The 16,730-nt window shown below is 67.6% G+C and carries 14 protein-coding genes and 4 pseudogenes; 8 read left to right on the top strand and 10 right to left on the bottom strand.

The annotated features are described in order from the left end of the window. Window positions 1-128: 128 nt before the first annotated feature. The 7 genes and pseudogenes from OHA88_RS43360 to OHA88_RS43330 form a co-directional block, all read right to left on the bottom strand. The gene (locus tag OHA88_RS43360; protein ID WP_328623789.1) at window positions 129-539 is read right to left on the bottom strand and encodes a RidA family protein; all 411 of its coding nucleotides are present in this window, start codon (window positions 537-539) and stop codon (window positions 129-131) included. Between the two features lie 242 nt (window positions 540-781). After that, a pseudogene (locus OHA88_RS43355) lies at window positions 782-976 on the bottom strand (transposase); the annotation flags it as partial. A 77-nt stretch (window positions 977-1,053) separates the two neighbouring features. Beyond that, window positions 1,054-1,305 carry a hypothetical protein gene (locus tag OHA88_RS43350; protein ID WP_328623790.1) on the bottom strand — a complete coding sequence of 84 codons (252 nt, stop codon included), beginning with the start codon at window positions 1,303-1,305 and terminating at the stop codon, window positions 1,054-1,056. After that, entirely contained in the window at window positions 1,302-2,540 is a 1,239-nt protein-coding gene (locus OHA88_RS43345) for an MFS transporter (RefSeq protein ID WP_328623791.1), read from the bottom strand. The genes OHA88_RS43350 and OHA88_RS43345 overlap by 4 nt, the downstream gene beginning before the upstream one ends. A 44-nt stretch (window positions 2,541-2,584) precedes the next feature. Beyond that, window positions 2,585-3,367, bottom strand: a complete 783-nt coding sequence (locus OHA88_RS43340) for a hypothetical protein (RefSeq protein ID WP_328623792.1) — start codon at window positions 3,365-3,367, stop codon at window positions 2,585-2,587. A gap of 97 nt (window positions 3,368-3,464) precedes the next feature. Further along, window positions 3,465-4,208: pseudogene (locus OHA88_RS44810) on the bottom strand (radical SAM protein); the annotation flags it as partial. A 242-nt stretch (window positions 4,209-4,450) separates the two neighbouring features. Beyond that, window positions 4,451-5,056 (bottom strand): hypothetical protein, encoded by a 606-nt coding sequence (locus tag OHA88_RS43330; RefSeq protein WP_328623794.1) that lies wholly within the window; start codon window positions 5,054-5,056, stop codon window positions 4,451-4,453. 370 nt (window positions 5,057-5,426) lie between these two features. Here OHA88_RS43330 and OHA88_RS43325 point away from each other — a divergent pair. After that, window positions 5,427-5,744 (top strand): annotated as a pseudogene (locus OHA88_RS43325) (transposase); the annotation flags it as partial. Window positions 5,745-6,250: 506 nt separating this feature from the next. Here OHA88_RS43325 and OHA88_RS43320 read toward each other — a convergent pair. The 3 genes from OHA88_RS43320 to OHA88_RS43310 form a co-directional block, all read right to left on the bottom strand. Continuing rightward, window positions 6,251-8,332: an NPCBM/NEW2 domain-containing protein gene (locus tag OHA88_RS43320; protein WP_328623795.1), complete on the bottom strand. Its 2,082-nt coding sequence runs from the start codon at window positions 8,330-8,332 to the stop codon at window positions 6,251-6,253. A gap of 381 nt (window positions 8,333-8,713) precedes the next feature. Next, window positions 8,714-8,863, bottom strand: a complete 150-nt coding sequence (locus OHA88_RS43315; protein ID WP_328623796.1) for a hypothetical protein — start codon at window positions 8,861-8,863, stop codon at window positions 8,714-8,716. Between the two features lie 41 nt (window positions 8,864-8,904). Continuing rightward, a complete protein-coding gene (locus tag OHA88_RS43310; RefSeq protein ID WP_443044144.1) occupies window positions 8,905-10,185 on the bottom strand; it encodes an RNA-guided endonuclease InsQ/TnpB family protein in 1,281 nt (426 codons plus the stop codon). 23 nt (window positions 10,186-10,208) lie between these two features. On the opposite strand from OHA88_RS43310, the gene tnpA reads away from it, so the two are divergent. The 7 genes and pseudogenes from tnpA to OHA88_RS43275 all read left to right on the top strand — a co-directional run bounded on the left by tnpA (window position 10,209) and on the right by OHA88_RS43275 (window position 16,385). Beyond that, a complete protein-coding gene (gene tnpA / locus OHA88_RS43305; protein ID WP_328623798.1) occupies window positions 10,209-10,637 on the top strand; it encodes an IS200/IS605 family transposase in 429 nt (142 codons plus the stop codon). A gap of 364 nt (window positions 10,638-11,001) precedes the next feature. Continuing rightward, window positions 11,002-11,754, top strand: coding sequence for a response regulator transcription factor (locus OHA88_RS43300; protein ID WP_328623799.1), 753 nt, complete (start codon window positions 11,002-11,004; stop codon window positions 11,752-11,754). Beyond that, the gene (locus tag OHA88_RS43295) at window positions 11,741-13,747 is read left to right on the top strand and encodes a sensor histidine kinase (RefSeq protein WP_328623800.1); all 2,007 of its coding nucleotides are present in this window, start codon (window positions 11,741-11,743) and stop codon (window positions 13,745-13,747) included. Before OHA88_RS43300 ends, OHA88_RS43295 begins: the two co-directional genes overlap by 14 nt. Window positions 13,748-13,870: 123 nt before the next feature. Then, window positions 13,871-14,308, top strand: a complete 438-nt coding sequence (locus OHA88_RS43290) for a hypothetical protein (RefSeq protein WP_328623801.1) — start codon at window positions 13,871-13,873, stop codon at window positions 14,306-14,308. A 75-nt stretch (window positions 14,309-14,383) separates the two neighbouring features. Next, window positions 14,384-15,019, top strand: a complete 636-nt coding sequence (locus OHA88_RS43285) for a class F sortase (protein ID WP_328623802.1) — start codon at window positions 14,384-14,386, stop codon at window positions 15,017-15,019. A 128-nt stretch (window positions 15,020-15,147) separates the two neighbouring features. Beyond that, window positions 15,148-15,345: pseudogene (locus OHA88_RS43280) on the top strand (sphingomyelin phosphodiesterase); the annotation flags it as partial. A gap of 293 nt (window positions 15,346-15,638) precedes the next feature. Then, window positions 15,639-16,385 (top strand): phosphotransferase family protein, encoded by a 747-nt coding sequence (locus OHA88_RS43275; RefSeq protein WP_328623803.1) that lies wholly within the window; start codon window positions 15,639-15,641, stop codon window positions 16,383-16,385. Window positions 16,386-16,730 lie beyond the last annotated feature (345 nt).

The following is a 16,730-nucleotide window of genomic DNA, read 5'->3' as shown; positions in this document are numbered from 1 at the left end:
GCCCCGCCTCGCCAGTACCCGAGCACGAGCAGCCCCAAGGCCGTCTGACCGCATCCTACGTTCCTCGACGGCCACCACCCTGGCGGACGGCTGGCCGTCTCGCGTTCGCTGTGTCCTTGGAAGAGGTCTCAAGAATCGAGCACGGCGGCGACCGCTTCGATCTCGACGAGTTGGTCCTTGTAGCCGAGCACGGTGACACCCATCAAGGTGCTGGGGGCATCATGGTCAGCAAACAAGTCCCGGACTACCTGCCAGGCAGCCACCAGATCCTCCCGCCGGGCCGATGCGACGAGGACCCGGGTACTGATGACGTCCTGCAGCGACGCACCTGAGGCAGAGAGGGCAGCCTTCATGTTCTCCATGGCTTTCGCTGCCTGGCCCGCGTAATCCCCGATCGCTGCCGTGGAGCCGTCCTCGTTCAGCGGACACGCCCCAGCGAGGAAGATCAGGCGTGACTCGGCGGGCGCCGTGGCCGCGTAGGCGTACTCGGCGATGTCGGACAGAGAGGCGGAGCGGATCAAAGTAATGGCACGAGCCACGGTCGTCGGGTCCTTTCCTGTCGGGTGTTGAGCGCGGCCATCCTGCCAACGCGCCGCTGGTTTCCGCCTCCCCATTTATCGCCGCCTCCACGGCAGCGCCGTCATGTCTGCTCGACATTCACGGGCCGAGTGATCACGAACTCACTCCCGCACCTGTCGACAAACGCTGTTTTTTAGAGATCAACTCGTCGTGGCTGATGCCCAGGACCTGCCAAACGAGCGGTGTACTGGGTTTGTTGGAGTTATTGACGGGCTGCGGAGAGGCGCCCGTCGACGCTGATGTCGAAGGCGTTGAGTGCGGTCTTCCAGCGCATGGTCCAGCGGGCTTGTCCCTTGCCGGTGGAGTCCAGGGACATGATCGCCATGTAGACGCACTTCAAGGTGGCCTGCTCGTTGGGGAAGTGTCCGCGGGCCTTGACTGCCCGCCGGATCCTGGCGCATCTGGCGGACACCTTCAAGCTGTCGACGGACCCGTTGTTCGTGGAGAAGGTCTACGACGTCGTGGGCCTGTACTTCAACCCGCCATGTCCTCCTCGGTCACGTGCACGATACGCGTGACGTCGTTGGACCGGCACAGCCCGTCGAGCGCTTCGTCCACGCCGTCGCTGTTCGGGTAGTCGTCGACCTCGATCAGCGTTGGGAACCCGTCCCGGTAGCCGTCGGCCGCCTGCAGGCTCGTGACGAGCGCCACGTCGTCCGCGACTTCGGCGAGCCATTCGCTCAGCGGTGTGAGGCTGGCAGGAACGCGATTCATTACCACGATCACGGCACGACCTCCGCTACCGGTGCGCGGCGGGCGATGTTCCGTACGAGCAGGGGAACACACCCGAAGATCGCTACCGCCATGGTGACGAAGTAGATCGTGGCGCCGATCGCCAGCAGACCACCGCCGATGACGGGGCCGACGAAGAATCCGACGTAGCGCAGCTCCGCCAGCCCGAAGTAGGTGCCCTTCTGCCCGTCCTCCGCCATCTTGTGGATGGCGATGTCGGGCATGGGCAGCAGGATCGCCTCGCCCAGGGTCCAGAGCACGATGCCCACGTAGAGGAACACCGGGCTCACCTGCATGCCCAGGAACAGGATGAGCCCCGCGGCGAAGGCGACGCAGCCCATCACGACGAGGGACCGCTCGGGCAGCTTCTTCCCGAGCCATGCGATGGGCGCCTGCACGAGGATGCCGAGGACGGCGTTGACCATGAGGAGCGAGGCGATGATGGCCACCGCCCGGTCCTCGTTCTCCGCCTTGATGAACAGGGGGATGATCGAGTCGATCTGGGAGAACACCAGGAAGATCACCATGCCGGCACCGATGGCGGCCATGAGTCGGCGGTCGCGGACGAGGCCGCGGAAGAGGTCGGCGTAGGACTGCTTGGCCTCACCCTCGCCGGTGGCGGCCGCCTCCGGCTCCAGTGCGATGAGGGTCGAACCCCGGACCGCCAGGAGCAGCAAGTACGCGGCGAACAGCGCGGCAGGGCACACGAAGAGGTAGACCGAACCGCCCAGATAGAGAAGGCCGCCGACGGCCGGCCCCACGATGGCGCCGATGCACAGGGTCATGTACCGGAAGCGGAAGATGCTGCCGTCGTCCCCTCCGGCGAGGGACATCAACTTCTTCATCGCCGGCTCGATGAGCAGCCGCCCGAAGCCCAGCAGCATGATCAGGGCGACGATCACGGCCGTCGCCTCCACCAGGGCGAGCAGGAGGTAGATGACGATGTAGATGGCCAGGCCCGCCCTGATGCAGATCACGGCGCCGAGGCGGTCCACCATGACGCCGCCGACGATGCCGCCGATGGCGCTGATCAGCGCGATGCTTCCGACGACCCCGCCGATCACCGCCAGGCTGAGCTGGCTGTGGTCCTTGAGGTACAGGGTCAGAAACGGTGAGGCCGAGAAGAAGGCAATCGCGTTGAGCAGACTGCCTGCGATGATTAGATGATTCGCTTCCCGATGTTTCTTGGCATTGCTGTCCTCGGGAGCGGACTCCTGTGCGGGTTTCACGTGTATCCCCTGGTCTTCGTTGCCGGCAATGTGATGCTTGTGCGTCAGACGATGGGGAGGGAGACCATACGGCGCTCGCCGTCCGTGATGCCCCGCACGCGGTCCTTCAGCGCAACGAAGTCGTCCAGGATCTTCTGGTCCGAATCGGGGGACATGTAGTACATCATGTTGACGTACCAGTACCAGCCGAGCTCGGTGATGCGGTATTCGTCCGTGTCCTCGACGATGAGACCCTCGGCGATGAGGTTCCCCAGCTTGTCCTTGAACTCCTGCGGAATACGGTCCCATTCAAGGCGGCTCTTGGGTACGTAGCCGAAGAACGGGAGTCGGAAGACCAGGGACTTCTCGTAGGGGATGTCGTCGGCCTGGATCAGGTTCATCCTGAAGTCGCCGGTCTCCAGGAGGTTCTTGGTGTAGGTGGCCCGGTTCTCGTCGTTCGAGATCGTGTAGGCGCCGGTCTGCGAAACGGCAGAGTTGCCGAAACCGATGAGGTCGTCGTCGCTGTGGGACCAGAAGAAGCTGTTGTAGAGGTTGGTGTACGCCCGCGAGATGAAGGTCGGGTCGGGCTGCCGACCTTCGGGGATCCGGTAGAACCCGTTGCCGTTGTGCTGCTGGAAGCCGCAGGCGCGGATGTAGTGGTTGAGATAGATGGACATCGCCATCTTGTTCATGAAGCTGAGCGGCTTGAGGTTGTTCCGCACATATCCATGGTGCAGCGAGGCCTGCGTCACGATGTTGGTGATCGGGTAGAACTCGATCGTTTCGGTGCCCATGTCGACGGCCGACTGTATTTCCTTGCTGAACTGCTCGATGGTCTGGCCGTGCATGCCGTAGATGATGTCGAAGCTGGTGTAGTCGAAGTACTTGGAGCAGGGCGGCGGCTTCGTACGTCTGGTCCAGCGTCGCGGTGATGTTGAAGAGCTCCCGGTAGACCGGGTCGAACGTCTGCATGCCGAAGCGGGCCTTGTTCACTCCGATCTCCCGCATCGCCACGACCTTCTCCTCGTCGATGCTCTTCACCTCCATCTCGAAGGTGAACTCTTCGATCTGGGACATGTCGAAGTGATCGTGAATGGCCTTCCCGATGCGGCGAATCTGCGCCGGGGTCAGCGTGGTCGGCGTTCCTCCGCCGAAGAAGATGGCCTTGATCGGGCGGCACGTGACCGACTCGTACTGGGCCTTGATCTGGATTTCCTTGATCAGCGCCTGGACGTAGAGCTCGATCGCCTCGTCGCCGGTCGTGCCGAGACCTCGGTTCAGTGTGCAGAAGGAGCAGATGGTCTCGCAGAACGGGATATAGAAGAAGCATCCCGGACAACGCGCTGAACTAATTGCAGGAAAATGCACGAAACCAGAGTCGGCGACTTGGTGGAAGCCGATCCGCTGGATGTGGAAGTCGTTGATCTTGCCCCCCGTAATCCCGAGGCATGCTGCCAGAGCGCCATCGGCAGCGCAAGCATGGATGCAACAACTCGATGGACGTACAAGGAAGTTGGAGGTCAGACACGGCAGCTGTAGATCGTGATCTTTGCGGGTGGTGGTGTCACGTGGCGGCCGCGGTGAGCTCGTTCCACTGACGATGGCCGGCTCTCTCACTCCGAGCAGGCGGCGTGGAGCCCGGCCCGGCGCGAGACGTACGCGAACGTCCAAGACGGCCGCGACACTCATGGCTGGGCCGGCACCGCGCAAAACCGACACCGACCACCGTGCCGCCGCACAGCCACCGAAGGATCAGAAGCGCCGTTCAAACAAGGCGGGGTGTACCGCCCCATGACAGCCACGACGGCACCAGACACCGCTCCATGTCAGTGACTCCCCCGTGCTCAACACCCCACCAGCAGCAAAAAACAGCCTGGCCTGACATGCCGTCACTGACACCCACCCACCGACACCAAACCGGCACATCGCAGTCAGGCGCGTAGACCCGCTTGCCGCAGGCCGATCGCCGCCAGGTCGGCGATGACCTGTTTGTCGCCGCGCCGCCAAGCCTCTGCGAGGCCGCCGGGTGGCGTGGGCAGCGCTGCGAGTTCGCGCTGCGAGCCGGTGAGGACGCGCAGCGCGAGGAGGTCGGCGCCGCCCGGATCGGCGGCGAGGCGCCGGGTGACGGCGCTGCGGCGGATCCAGCGCAGGCGCGGGGGCAGCCACAGCAGCAGCACGAACACCACCGGGATGACGATCAGGGCGACCGTGGTCAGCATCGCCACGTGGCCCACCGTGTCCTGGAGCGAACGACCTGCGTCGGCCAGCCCGGTGCCGGCCTCGGCGGCGGACCTGAGCGGCTTCTTCAACTGACCTCCGACGAACGGCACCTTCGAGGCGGCGTCGCCCGCGTCGACGAGTCCGTCGGAGAGGCTGTTGCCGGCACTTTCCGCCTTGCGGCCCGGACCGGCCAGTCGCCCGATCGCGTCGTGCACGGCCAAGGCCAGCTTCACCGCGGCGTAGATCAGGGCCGCCGCGATCAGGTCTGCGAGGACCTGGCGGCTCCGACGTGCCGGGGTCTGGGCGTAGAGGCGCATGGGCGTGCTCCTTTTCCGGTAGGGCATCGGCGGGCGTCGGCTGCCCGCACGGCTACCCCGATCGGGAGGGCGGGACACCGGGCCACCGTCGGCCCATGGACCTTCAGAGATAGACCAGGCCCTGCTGCATTTTCGCGCGAAGGCGGTCGGCACCGTCAACCACACCCGTTCGCGAGCCTCATCTGATCCATGTGGGCCTCTCGGTGAGCCAGACCGCTCGACGCCGCCACGGCATCGGCGCCGCCCTGCGCCCCGGGGCCCGTCACCGCGGCCACCCGGATCGACGGTGCGCAGGTGACATGTCCGCGTGATCGAGGTTGTGCCGGTGCGCGACAGCAGGTGGTGATCCTTGCCCGGGCTCTCCAGCACCTTCCCGACCGCCGACCACCTCGCCGCCTGCGCCGGCCTCGCCCCGGCGACCCGCAGTTCCGGGTCCTCGATCCGCGGCGAACAGCCCTCCCGGAGGGGAAACGAACAGCTCAAACGGGCCTTCTTCCTCTTCGCGTTCGCTGCCTTGGGCGACCCGGCATCGCGGGCCTACTACGACAGGAAGATCAGCCAGGGCAAGCACCACACGCAGGCCCTGCTCTGCCTCGCCCGGCGCCGGGCAGATGTCCTTTTCGCGATGCTCCGAGACGGCACCTTCTACAAACCGCAGCCGGTCCGGGCCGTAGCTCCGTCGAGGTGATCTCCGAAGGGCAACGGACGAAGTTCAGGTCATAGCAGCCCGGCATTCGTGACGTCGCGCCGTTGGACGTGACCTTGTCGCCTTGCAGCACTTCCTAGCTGGAAGACTCATGAAGATCGCCAGCACCTTGAAGTGCAGGGCCCATCCGCCCTGCTCGGCAATGACGAACCGATCGCGGCCCGGCATCATGCAGATCATCGAGGTGACCGGGTATGCCGTGCGATCTGCTGTGATCACCATGAGGCGGACAGGGACGCCACTTGAATTCGTGATCTTCCCGATGCTGCATGTGGCGTCGCCGACGTTCTACTCCCAGGTCCGCATCAGGCTCAAGTCATCGAGGGCCCCGAACTCGTTGTGCTGCGGCGCGCCTGACGCCGTCCGCTCCCCATGCGGGCCGGCCCAACATCACGACGCCGTGGCATGTAACCGCGCCACGGCGTCTCAAAGTCTTGGCGAATCGGCCGCACCCAGGTGAGGTGTCACCTGGGTGCGGCCGAGCCGAATCAGCAGGTGGCGTTCAGACCGGCCCAGTTGGCGCGGTCGTTGTAGCCGCCGTCGCCGCCGTCGCCGACCACCAGGTCGAGCACGCGGACGCCGGTCAGGTCAATGTCGGCCTGGCGGGTGTCGTCGCGGGTCAGCACACCGCTGTCGAACAGCACCCGGCCGTCACCGATCACCTGGAAGGTCGACGTGCCGCCGTCCGGGCCGACGTTGCGCACCGCATCGTCGATGCCGACGGTCGCGGTCAGCCGGCTGCACTTGTCGCCGAGGTAGTAGCGGACCGCGGAGGGTGAGGCGACCCCGATACCGGTCGGGTGGACCTGGCCGAGCATGCTGATCGGCGACGAACCACCGACGCTCAGGTCGACCGTCGGGCTCATCCACCCGCTGGTGGCGCTGATCCACTTGTGGTGCGACAGTACGACGTCGCCGTCCGGCGCTGCCGGTGCGACGACTACCGCCGTGGCCGTCTCCTGCCGCAGGCGTCCCTTACCGATCACCTTGTACGACGTCTTGCCGGTCAGCGCGGTGCTGCCCGGCGCGGCGGTGGCCGGCAGGGTCACCGTGAAGGCGAAGGTCGCGGAATGGTTGGAGCGCAGCAGCTTCGGCGCTTTGCCGAGCGGACGGGCCGTCCAGCCGGCGGGCACCGTCAGCTCAACCTGCGGCGCGAAGACCGGCTGCGCACCGTCGTTACGGACGGTGACCTCGACCCGGGCCTGGTCGCCGCCGGCGACCAGCGGGGCGGCCCCGGCCGGCACCGCGTCGCCACCGACCTGCGTCACCTGCGGAAGGCCGGCGACGACGTGCGGGACACCGGGCTTGCCCGTGGCCGGGCCGACCCGGAACAGGGCCGCGCCGTGGGCCGGGACGGCGGCACTGATGGTGCCGGCGCTCTCGGTGACCCGGTTGGTCCAGGCGTTCTTCAGGGTGAACCGATCCCCGGACAGCCCGACCGACGACGCCTTCGTGGTCAGGGTCGTTGGGCTGTCGCCCCGGTTCAGCAGCATCACGGCACGGTCACCGTTGACCAGCCGCTTCACCCAGGTCTCCGTCGTACCGGCGGGGCCGACGCGGACGGCCTGGATGCCGGCGGTGTCCTGGTTGATCGCGAGTACATCGGGGTCCGCGAGAATGTCGAGCGAGGTCTGGCTGAGCTTACGGACGTCGCTGCCGATCAGCAGCGGCGCGGCCGCCACCGACCAGAGCGTCATCTGGGTACGGAACTCCTCGTCGGTCATCCCCAGCTCAGGTCCCAGGTAGTCCGGGTCGTTGAAGTGCCCCGGCCCGGCGGCCTCGGGGTGCCGCGCGTTCGCATCGTAGTTCCGCAGCACGTCCTTGAACTTGATCTCGCCGACGAAACCCACATCCGTGTACGTCCGCCAGGACTGCGCGATCGCCGGCGCGTAGGTCCAGGAGTGCGTCGACTGCTGCTCCTCCGGGTAGTTGCCCCAGTCCGGGGAGGTCACCGGGTTGCAGAGGTTGAAGATCATGGGGCGCCCGCTGGCGTTGTTCCGCAACGCCTGCGCGAACTCGGTGTAGACGGTCTTCGGGTCGAGGTCCGCGGCGATCCCGCAGAGGTAGTCCACCTTGACCGCGTCGAACTCCCAGGCGGCGAACTGGTCCGCGTCGCGCTGATAGTAGCCGTGGCTGCCGAGTCCGCACTTGCCCGGGATGTACGGGCCGGCGTCGGTGTAGATGCCGGCCTTCAGGCCCTTGGCGTGGATGTAGTCGACCAGCGGCTTCAGCCCGTTCGGAAATTGGTCGGGGTTGGCCACCAAGTCGCCGGCCGAGCTGCGTGGGGTCGGCGCCGCCCAATTGCCGTCGATCCAGACGTACTGGTAGCCGGCGTCGCGCAGACCGCTGCTGACCAAGAAGTCGGCTATTGACTTGACCTCGGCCTCGGTCGGATCGCCACCCAGCGCGTAGTAAGTGTTCCAGCCCATGTACGGCGTCGGGCTCAGCACCTGCTGAGGTGCTGGCGCCGTGACGGCGACAGTGCCGGCCGCCGGCCCGGCGTGGGCGGGTGCTGCCACGACCAGCAAGCCGGTCAGGAGGGCGAGGAGGACGGTGAGATGTCGTTTCACATCGGATCCTTCGATCAGGCGTGCCGACCCGGACTGGTCGTGAGTCTGAGGTACCGCTCCCTCGTGGAGGGTGCGGCGGTCGGCCTTCGGACCAGTCAATCCCCGCGCGCCTGCGGTCGGTTTCCAGGATCTTGCAGCGGTTACCGGCGCGTGTCAATAATAATTCCTAAATTACGAGTTACTAGTAGAGCTTCGTTAGGTACCCCAACTGCCGTCTGCCGGGTACCGCGTGAGCTTGTATCAGGTGTGACCCCTGAGGAGATGTGCGAGGTCCGTCCTCGCTTGAGGCATTCACGGCAGAGATGGTGGCGCCGTAGGAGCGCAGCATCGACCTGCTCGGGACTCTGAGCCGCGCAGCCGGGCCCGCAGCCGCTCAGGGCGTTAGCGCCGGAATGCGCCGCAACCCCCTGCCAGCACGCTCGCCACGGTGAGCAGACTGCCAGCGAGCGCCAGTACGCCGGGCCAGCCGGCGTGCGACCACGCCGTACTGCCGAGGTTTCCGAACATCGACGAGCCGATGTAGAAGGACACGAGTTGAAGTGCTCTCCTGGCTGAAGCCGGGAGATTCCTGCTTACCTTGCGGCAGCGGGCTTGACGCGCTTCGCGCGCCTGACGACTGCCCTCCCGGCAGCCGGGATGAGCGCGAGGCCCATGCGGTACAGGTGCAAGATGTTCCGGGCTGCGTTGTGGTCGGCGTTGCCCGACCAGCCGCAGTCCGGGTTCTTGCACACGAACACGGCCTGGTCCTCCCGGTTGCCGGGCGTGGTGAAGCCGCACGCTGAGCAGCGTTGGGAGGTGCCGGGGGCGGGGACCTTGTGCAGGGTGCCGCCGAGCTGGGCGGTCTTGTACGTCAGCATGGTGACCGTCCGGCCCCATGCCTCCCCGCTGATGGAGCGGTTCAGCCCAGACTTCTGGGCAACGTTCTTCCCCGGCTCCTCGATGGTTCCCCTGGCTGACTTGACCATGTTCGTGATGGTGAGTGCTTCGACCACTACGGTGCCGTACCGCTTAGCGATGACGGTGGTCGTCTGGTGCTGCCAGTCCAGGGCCCGGCGCTTGGCTTTCGCGCGCAGTCCTGCGATCTGGTCGTAGGTGCGGTGCAGCCGGCGGCTGGTGCGCTCGCCGGGCTTGCGGTGCCGCTTACGCTGCGCGGCGCGCTGCTCCAGGTGCAGAAGCCTGGCCTTCTCCTTGCCGGTCAGCCATTCGCCGTGCTCGTACGTTTCGCCGTCCGAGAGGGCCAGCGGCACGGTGACACCCACGTCGATGCCGACGTCCGGCCCCCGGTGAGGCTCGGGCCTGACCTCCAAGGTCTGAACACGGAAGGCGATGTGCCAGCCGAGCGCGTCCTTGACCAGCCGTGCCCCGGTGATCCGGTTCTCCGCGCCTGCACGCTTGCCGACCGGAAGGTCTCGGGTCCACCGGAAGCGGACCCGGCCCACCTTGGGAATGCTGACCACGCCCCAGCGGCGGTGCACACGGACGACGTTCAGGTCCCGGCCCTGCGGGATGTCCACCGACATCACCGTGCGGAAGCGGCCCTTGAAGTTCGGGGCGTCGGCGCGACCCTCCCAGCAGTTCTTCCACGCCTGGAAGTACGTCTTCAGCACGGCCTGCGCGGCCTGGGCCGGCAGCACGGCGAGGAAGTCAATGTCCTTACGTGCCTGACGGATCGCTTCATCCGCGTTCGCGAGCGTCCGCCTCTCCTTCGGCATCATCCGCCACCACGCGTGGAGAAGATTCCACATCGTGCGGGCCGCGTGCGCCTGATCATCCGCCGTGCGAATCCCAGCAGGAGACAGCGAAAGCCGGGCACGGTGCCCGAACTGCCGCTTTACCAGGGTGCCTTGACTCACAACCGAGAGCATAGCATTGGTCTATGTCACCGCGCTGGAAACCCAATCCCGATGTGCGCACCGGACGTCACGTCGTCTACAACCTGCACGTTCACTTGGTTTTTGTCACGAAGTACCGGCGGAAGGCGTTCACCGACGCCATGCTGACCCGCACCGAAGAGATCATGCGGGAGGTCTGCGCCGACTTCGAGGCCGAGCTTAAACAGTTCAACGGCGAGCAGGACCACGTCCACCTGCTCGTGCACTACCCGCCCAAGGTCCAGCTCTCCAAGCTGGTCAACTCCCTCAAGGGCGTCAGCTCCCGCAGGCTCCGCCAGGAGTACGACAGCCACGTCCGCCGGTACCTGTGGGGCGGACACTTCTGGTCCGGCTCCTACTTCGCAGGATCATGCGGCGGGGCACCCCTGACCGTCGTAAAGCAGTACATCGAAAACCAGCAGCGTCCCATCTGACCGTCACCCCGCAGCCGCAGAGCACTCCGGCGCTGCGCGCCTCCGGGCCAAGGATGGCCTTCACCCCCGCCCTGAAGGGCGGAGCACTGGCCAAGAACAGAGGTAGAAGGACGCGGCCTGGCCGGTGCTGATGTCGGCGGCGCGGGCCGTTACCCAACCGCTCGCGAGTCCGTGGATGATGAAGAATCCGATCACCAGGACGCTCAGGCCGCCCACGACGAACACGAGTGCGTCAACCGACATGAGGGCGACTCCGGCCAGGGCGAGCACACACCCCAGCGGCAAGACGGCACGCCGGCCGAGCCGGTCTGCCGCGCGGGCTCGCCCACCGGACCGCACCCCGCACTCGCCTACGATCGACCTCGTGTGCGCAAACGTGATAGTCGCCGAAGACGACGAGAAGCAGGCCGAACTCGTACGCCGTTACCTCGAACACGAGGGCCACGCGGTCACGGTCGTCGGGGACGGGCTCGCCGCGCTCGACGAGGTGCGGCACAAAGACAAAGAGCCCGACCTGCTTGTTCTCGATGTGATGATGGAGCGGGCGGACGGTCTGGACGTGCTGCGTGTGCTGCGTGCCGAGCGCCGGGAACTGCCCGTCCTGATGCTGACGGCCCGCACCACCGAGGACGATCTGCTGCTCGGCCTCGACCTCGGCGCCGACGACTACATGACCAAGCCGTACAGCCCGCGTGAGCTGATGGCCCGGGTCCGTACGCTCCTGCGCCGCACCCGCCGGACACCGGATGTGCCCCCCGCCACCGGCGCCACCGGCGCCACCGACGAGGTGCTGTCCGTGGGCGCGCTCCGGGTCGACCCCGTCCGGTACGAGGTGTCGGTCGACGGGGCGTACGTGGAGTGCACCCCCGGCGAGTTCCGTATCCTCGCCGCGATGGCCGCCGAACCCGAGCGGGTCTTCAGCAGACAGCGGCTCCTGGAGGAACTGCACGGCTTCGACCGGTACATCAGCAACCGCACGGTCGACGTGCACATCATGAACCTGCGCAAGAAGATCGAGCCCGCGCCGCGCAAGCCGACCCGGCTGCTCACCGTCTTCGGTGTGGGTTACAAGCTGACCGACCCGGCCGCCAAGAGGGCGCCGCGTGCCTCGTCGTAGCCGGAAGGACCGGCGTGGCCGGCCGTGGGACCCGCAGCGGCTGCCGCTCCGCAAGAGCCTGCTCGGACGGCTGCTTGCCGTATCGGTGCTGGTGGCGGCCTGTTCGGTGGCGGCCACCGCATGGCTCGCCGTCCAGACCACCTCCGGCGCGATCAAACAGGAGCAGGGCCAGAACCTGACCGCCGACGCCCGGATCTACAACGAACTGCTCGGCTTCGCGGCGGGCCACCCCCGATGGGACGACGTCGGGGCGACGGTGCGTGATCTGGCCCGCCAGTCGGATCGCCGGATCGCACTGACCACCCAGAACCGGGAGGTCATCGTCGACTCCGCGGCCGGGTCCTCGCCGCCGGCGTTGCCCACGCAGGCCTCCGCGATCGTCGACCCGCTGTCCGTGGACACCGCGCTCGCGGCGCAGACCACCGGTACGAGCGACACAGCGGCCGACCGCGTCGACCCGCGGGCCGTCGGGCCGTTCCGGTTGCCGACGGCGGAACGTACGCAGTTGCGCCGAGCCGCCGACGAAGTCGTGTCGTGTCTCAATGATGTAGGGATCGCCTCGGACGTCGTCGAGGGGCCCAGCGGGCGCCCTCGCATCCAGATCGTGGGCAACGATCCCGACCGCATCCTGGGCACCAGATGCAGCACCGACGCACTGGACGAGCCCACCAGGACCGAGAAGAAGGCGCTCGGCACGCTCAACAAGCTGGCCAATGCCTGTCTGGACCGCCAGGGCCGGATGGTCGTCGACCTGCGGCTGGACCTCTCCTGGGACCAGGGAAGCAAGCCTGAGCCGAGCGCGGCACCGGTCCGCCGGTCCTCCGCCCCCACACCCGTACCGGCCGTCCGGAGCAGTGACGCCGACCGGGCCATCGCGTCGTGCGTGGGCACCGCCCGCCACGAGCAGTTGAGCTCGTATGTCGCCTCGCCCGCGCTGCTGTTCATCGGGGACGCGAACGGCGCCACCGTGCCCGGTTTCGACCTCTCACCGGCGAACACTGCTCGGATCGCAGGCGTCGCCGCCCTCGTCCTCGCCCTCACCGTCGGTGCTTCGGTGCTGGCCGGGGCCCGGCTCGTACGTCCGCTGCGGGCGCTCACGGGGGCCGCCCAGCGGATGCGGGACGGTGAGGAATCGGCGGCCGTACTGGTCGCCGATGACAACGAGATCGGGCGCCTGGCCGCAGCCTTCAACGACATGACGGCGCACCGTGCGCGCCTCGAGGAACAGCGGAAGATGATGGTCAGCGATGTCGCCCACGAGCTGCGTACCCCGCTGAGCAACATCCGCGGCTGGCTGGAGGCCGCACAGGACGGCCTGGCCGACCCCGAGCCGGCGTTCATCTCCTCGCTCCTGGAGGAAGCGGTCCAGCTGCAACACATCATCGACGACCTCCAGGACCTGGCCGCGGCCGACGCGGGCGCGCTGCGTCTGCACCCGGAGCCGGTACGGATCCTCGACCTCTTCGGACAGATCACCGCGGCGCACCGGGCCCGGGCCGAAACGGCCGGTGTCACCCTGACGGTACGCAAGCCGGCGCCCGGATCCCCGTCCCCCGAACTGACCGCCGACCCGGTGCGACTGCGGCAGGCCATCGACAACCTGGTGTCCAACGCGGTGCGTCACACGCCGTCGGGGGGACGCGTGACCCTGTGCGCGTACGGCACCGAGTCGGGTGACGAGGTGGTCGTGGACGTCGCCGACACGGGAACCGGTATCTCGGCCGAGGACCTCCCGTACGTCTTCGACCGCTTCTGGCGAGCCGAGAAATCCCGGACCCGCCGCACCGGCGGCAGCGGTCTCGGCCTGGCGATCGTCAGGAAGCTCGCCGAGGCGCATGGTGGCGGCGCGAGCGCGGTGAGTACGCAAGGGGAAGGCTCGGTCTTCACGCTACGGCTGCCGGCAGGCCGGCCAGCGAGCGAGCCGGTGCAGGTCCCGGGCCGGCGACCAGAGGGCGCGGACCGTCGGGGATCGTCCGCCGGTCATCCGGGCTGATGCGATGACCACAGCGCTCTGACAGCTTCTTCACAAGGTCCCGCCAGGCTGACGGCATGTCCGGCGCCTGGTGCGAATCGGCGTCCAGGCACCACCAAAGCCGGGCTGGAACTGGAGCCACGTATGTCCCACCGTCCCCGAATGTCCTTGCGCACCGCCGTCCTGACCGCTGTCGCGGCGGGCGCGGTACTCGTCCCGTCGGCCACGGCCGTCGCATCGGTCGCCTCCGACGCAAAGCCCAAGCCATCGGTGGCCGCCACCGAGCGGACCCCGGCGCCCACCAGGGGAACCGATGCGAGCAAGCCCACCCGGGGCGAGGCGCCGTCGGCGGCACCCCGTGGCGGCGTGGCCGCGGGCGACCGGCCCAGCGCGGTCCCGGCCCGTCCCTCGAAGCGCGACTCCGCCGAGCCCCGTGGCGGCGTGGCCGCGGGCGAGCGCCCGTTGGGACCGACGAGCGACAACACCACTGCCCTCGCGGGCTCGGCCGCTGCCGCGTTCGTCCTGGCGGGCGCGGGCACCCTCGTACTGCGCCGCCGCGCGGCCGCGCACCGCAACGGCTGACCACCAGCAGTGGCGCCGCCCCTCAGGGCGGCGCCACTGCCTGTTCCCGCACCACCTCTCCGCACTGGAACCCACATGCCCCGTACGCACCACCGGCTGCGGCGATCCGCCGCACACCCGACGCACGTCTGCCTTGCCCTCGTCCTCGCTCTCGCCCCACTCACCGGCTGCATGACCCACGCCGCGGAGGAACCAGCCCACGCCCCCTCGCACCGCTCCGCCACCACGCCGCCGTCCGGCTCCTCCGTCACCCCCAGGGCCGAACAACCCGCGGCTCCCACCCAAGTGGCCATCCCCTCGATCGGCGTGACGAGTTCCCTGATACGACTCGGCCTCAACGCGGACGGCACCGTAGAAGTCCCGCCGGCGGAGAAGGGCATGACAGCAGGGTGGTACACGGGAGGCGCGATCCCCGGCGAGCGCGGAGCAGCCGTGGTCATCGGGCACAACGACACCCGATTCGGCAGGGCCGTCTTCCACGATCTGAAGAAGATCGGCAAGGGCGCGGACATCGTCATCCGCAACGAGCGAGGTCAGGTGGCCCACTTCACCGTCACCGGCACGGAATCCGTGAGCAAGAAGGCGTTCCCCACGAAGAAGGTGTACGGCGCGACCGACGACCGCGTCCTCCGCCTCATCACCTGCGACGGCGCATTCGACGCTCAGGGCCACCCGGTGGACAACCTCATCGTCTACGCGACGCTGCGCTGAGGCACCTCCACAGCCGTTGGTACGCCGATGGAAGGACTCCCGACATCCAACTTCTGCCCGTGAGTAACTCCTGCTGATGTGATGTGTGTTGCCTGTTCCACACCTCATCAGCAGAAGCAGGAGACCCCGTGCCGCTCACCGCGCTCCGTCGCACCTCCGGCGTGGCTCTGACCGCCGCGCTCGTCGCCGTCACGCCGGCCGCCAACACGCCGCGCGCATCGGCGGCGGACACCCCGTCGCTGCGGGTTCTGACGTACAACACGTTCCTGATGAGCAAGAACCTGTACCCGAACTGGGGTCAGGACCACCGGGCGGCGGAGATACCGGCTGTGGTGTCCCCGGTGCGTATCACGGTGGCCCGGGTCCGGACGTGCTGTTTCAGACTCATATCGCCCCCTCTGTGTGCTTGTTATTGCGTGTGGGGGTGGACGAATCATGTACCCGATTCGTCGCAAAAGTAGGCCGAGGCTTAGGACTCCTAACAAAAGTGGTGGGCTTTGACCTGGTCAGAGGTCGGTGTCGTGCACGAGACCGCCGGGTATCGGGACGTGGTCAGCCGTGTAATCGCACGCGATAAACCCGGCGACGTCGGCGATCATCCCCGGGATACTGGTCGCCCATGGATGAGGTCGAAGTCGTTGTCGCCCATTCCGAGCGCGCGACCCTGCGCGTCGGCGACGTGTTCCTGAAGGTGGACGCCGATCAGGCACGCATCGACGTCGAGGTCGATGCGATGTCCCTCGCGCCGGTCCCGACCCCGGAGGTCCTGTGGCGCAAGCCGCCCGTGCTCGCCATCGCCGCACTCCCGGGGACGACGCTTGGGCGCCTCGGCGGGCCGTCGACCGGGTCGTCGGCGGCGTGGGCCGCGGCGGGCGCCGCCATCCGGAAGCTGCACGACGCGCCGCTGCCGCCCCGGCCCGGCCGGGCCGGCCGGAGCATCGTCGCGCTGGCGGCGGAACTCGACGACGAGTGCGAGTTGCTCGTGACGAACGGCCTCCTGCCCGCTGACCTGGTCACCCGCAACCGCCAGGTCGCCGAGGCCGCGCTCCGGCCGTGGACTCCGGCGTTCACGCACGGCGACCTGCAGATCGCGCACGTCTTCGTCGACGGCGACGAGGTCACGGGCGTCATCGACTGGTCCGAGGCGGGCCAGGGTGATGCCCTGTACGACCTCGCCACCTTCACGCTCGGACACGAGGAGCACCTCGACGACGTCATCGCCGGCTATGGCACCGACATCGACCTCGACGTGATCCACGCGTGGTGGTCGTTGCGAAGCCTGCTGGCAGTTCGCTGGCTGATCGAGCACGGCTTCGACCCGTTCGCGCCGGGCTGTGAGGTCGACGTGCTGAGATCCCGGATGTGAGGCTGCGCGGGCCCGACTGCTACGAATGCGTTCTGACGCATCGAGCAGGCCATCCCCTGGGGCGCATCGCCTGCCCTTACTCTCGACAAAGTGCGGTGCGCAGTCGTCGCCAGCAGATGGCGGCGCAGCCAAGGGCGACGAACGCGTGGTGGATGTCGTCGCGGATCTCCCAGCGGATGCGCAGGCGGCGGAACCAGTCCGGATGCCGCCGCGCCGTCTACGACGCGATCTGGGCGCGTTGCGGCGCCCGGTAGGCCGGGAGATTGGCCACGTAGTCAAGGGCTGTCCCGTAATCCCTGGCGGGCACACGACGACAGCTCCGCTGAGGCCGGGGGCTTGCTGACG

Source organism: Streptomyces sp. NBC_00353 (assembly GCF_036108815.1).
Taxonomy (GTDB): Bacteria; Actinomycetota; Actinomycetes; order Streptomycetales; family Streptomycetaceae; genus Streptomyces.
This window is presented reverse-complemented; position numbering and strand designations above follow the sequence as displayed.

Excerpts from the sequence above, each read along its gene's own strand:
- OHA88_RS43340 (WP_328623792.1), bottom strand. The coding sequence starts at position 3,367 with ATGCACGGCCAGACCATCGAGCAGTTCAGCAAGGAAATACAGTCGGCC.
- OHA88_RS43330 (WP_328623794.1), bottom strand. The coding sequence starts at position 5,056 with ATGCGCCTCTACGCCCAGACCCCGGCACGTCGGAGCCGCCAGGTCCTC.
- tnpA (WP_328623798.1), top strand. The coding sequence starts at position 10,209 with ATGTCACCGCGCTGGAAACCCAATCCCGATGTGCGCACCGGACGTCAC.
- OHA88_RS43290 (WP_328623801.1), top strand. The coding sequence starts at position 13,871 with ATGTCCCACCGTCCCCGAATGTCCTTGCGCACCGCCGTCCTGACCGCT.
- OHA88_RS43285 (WP_328623802.1), top strand. The coding sequence starts at position 14,384 with ATGCCCCGTACGCACCACCGGCTGCGGCGATCCGCCGCACACCCGACG.
- OHA88_RS43275 (WP_328623803.1), top strand. The coding sequence starts at position 15,639 with ATGGATGAGGTCGAAGTCGTTGTCGCCCATTCCGAGCGCGCGACCCTG.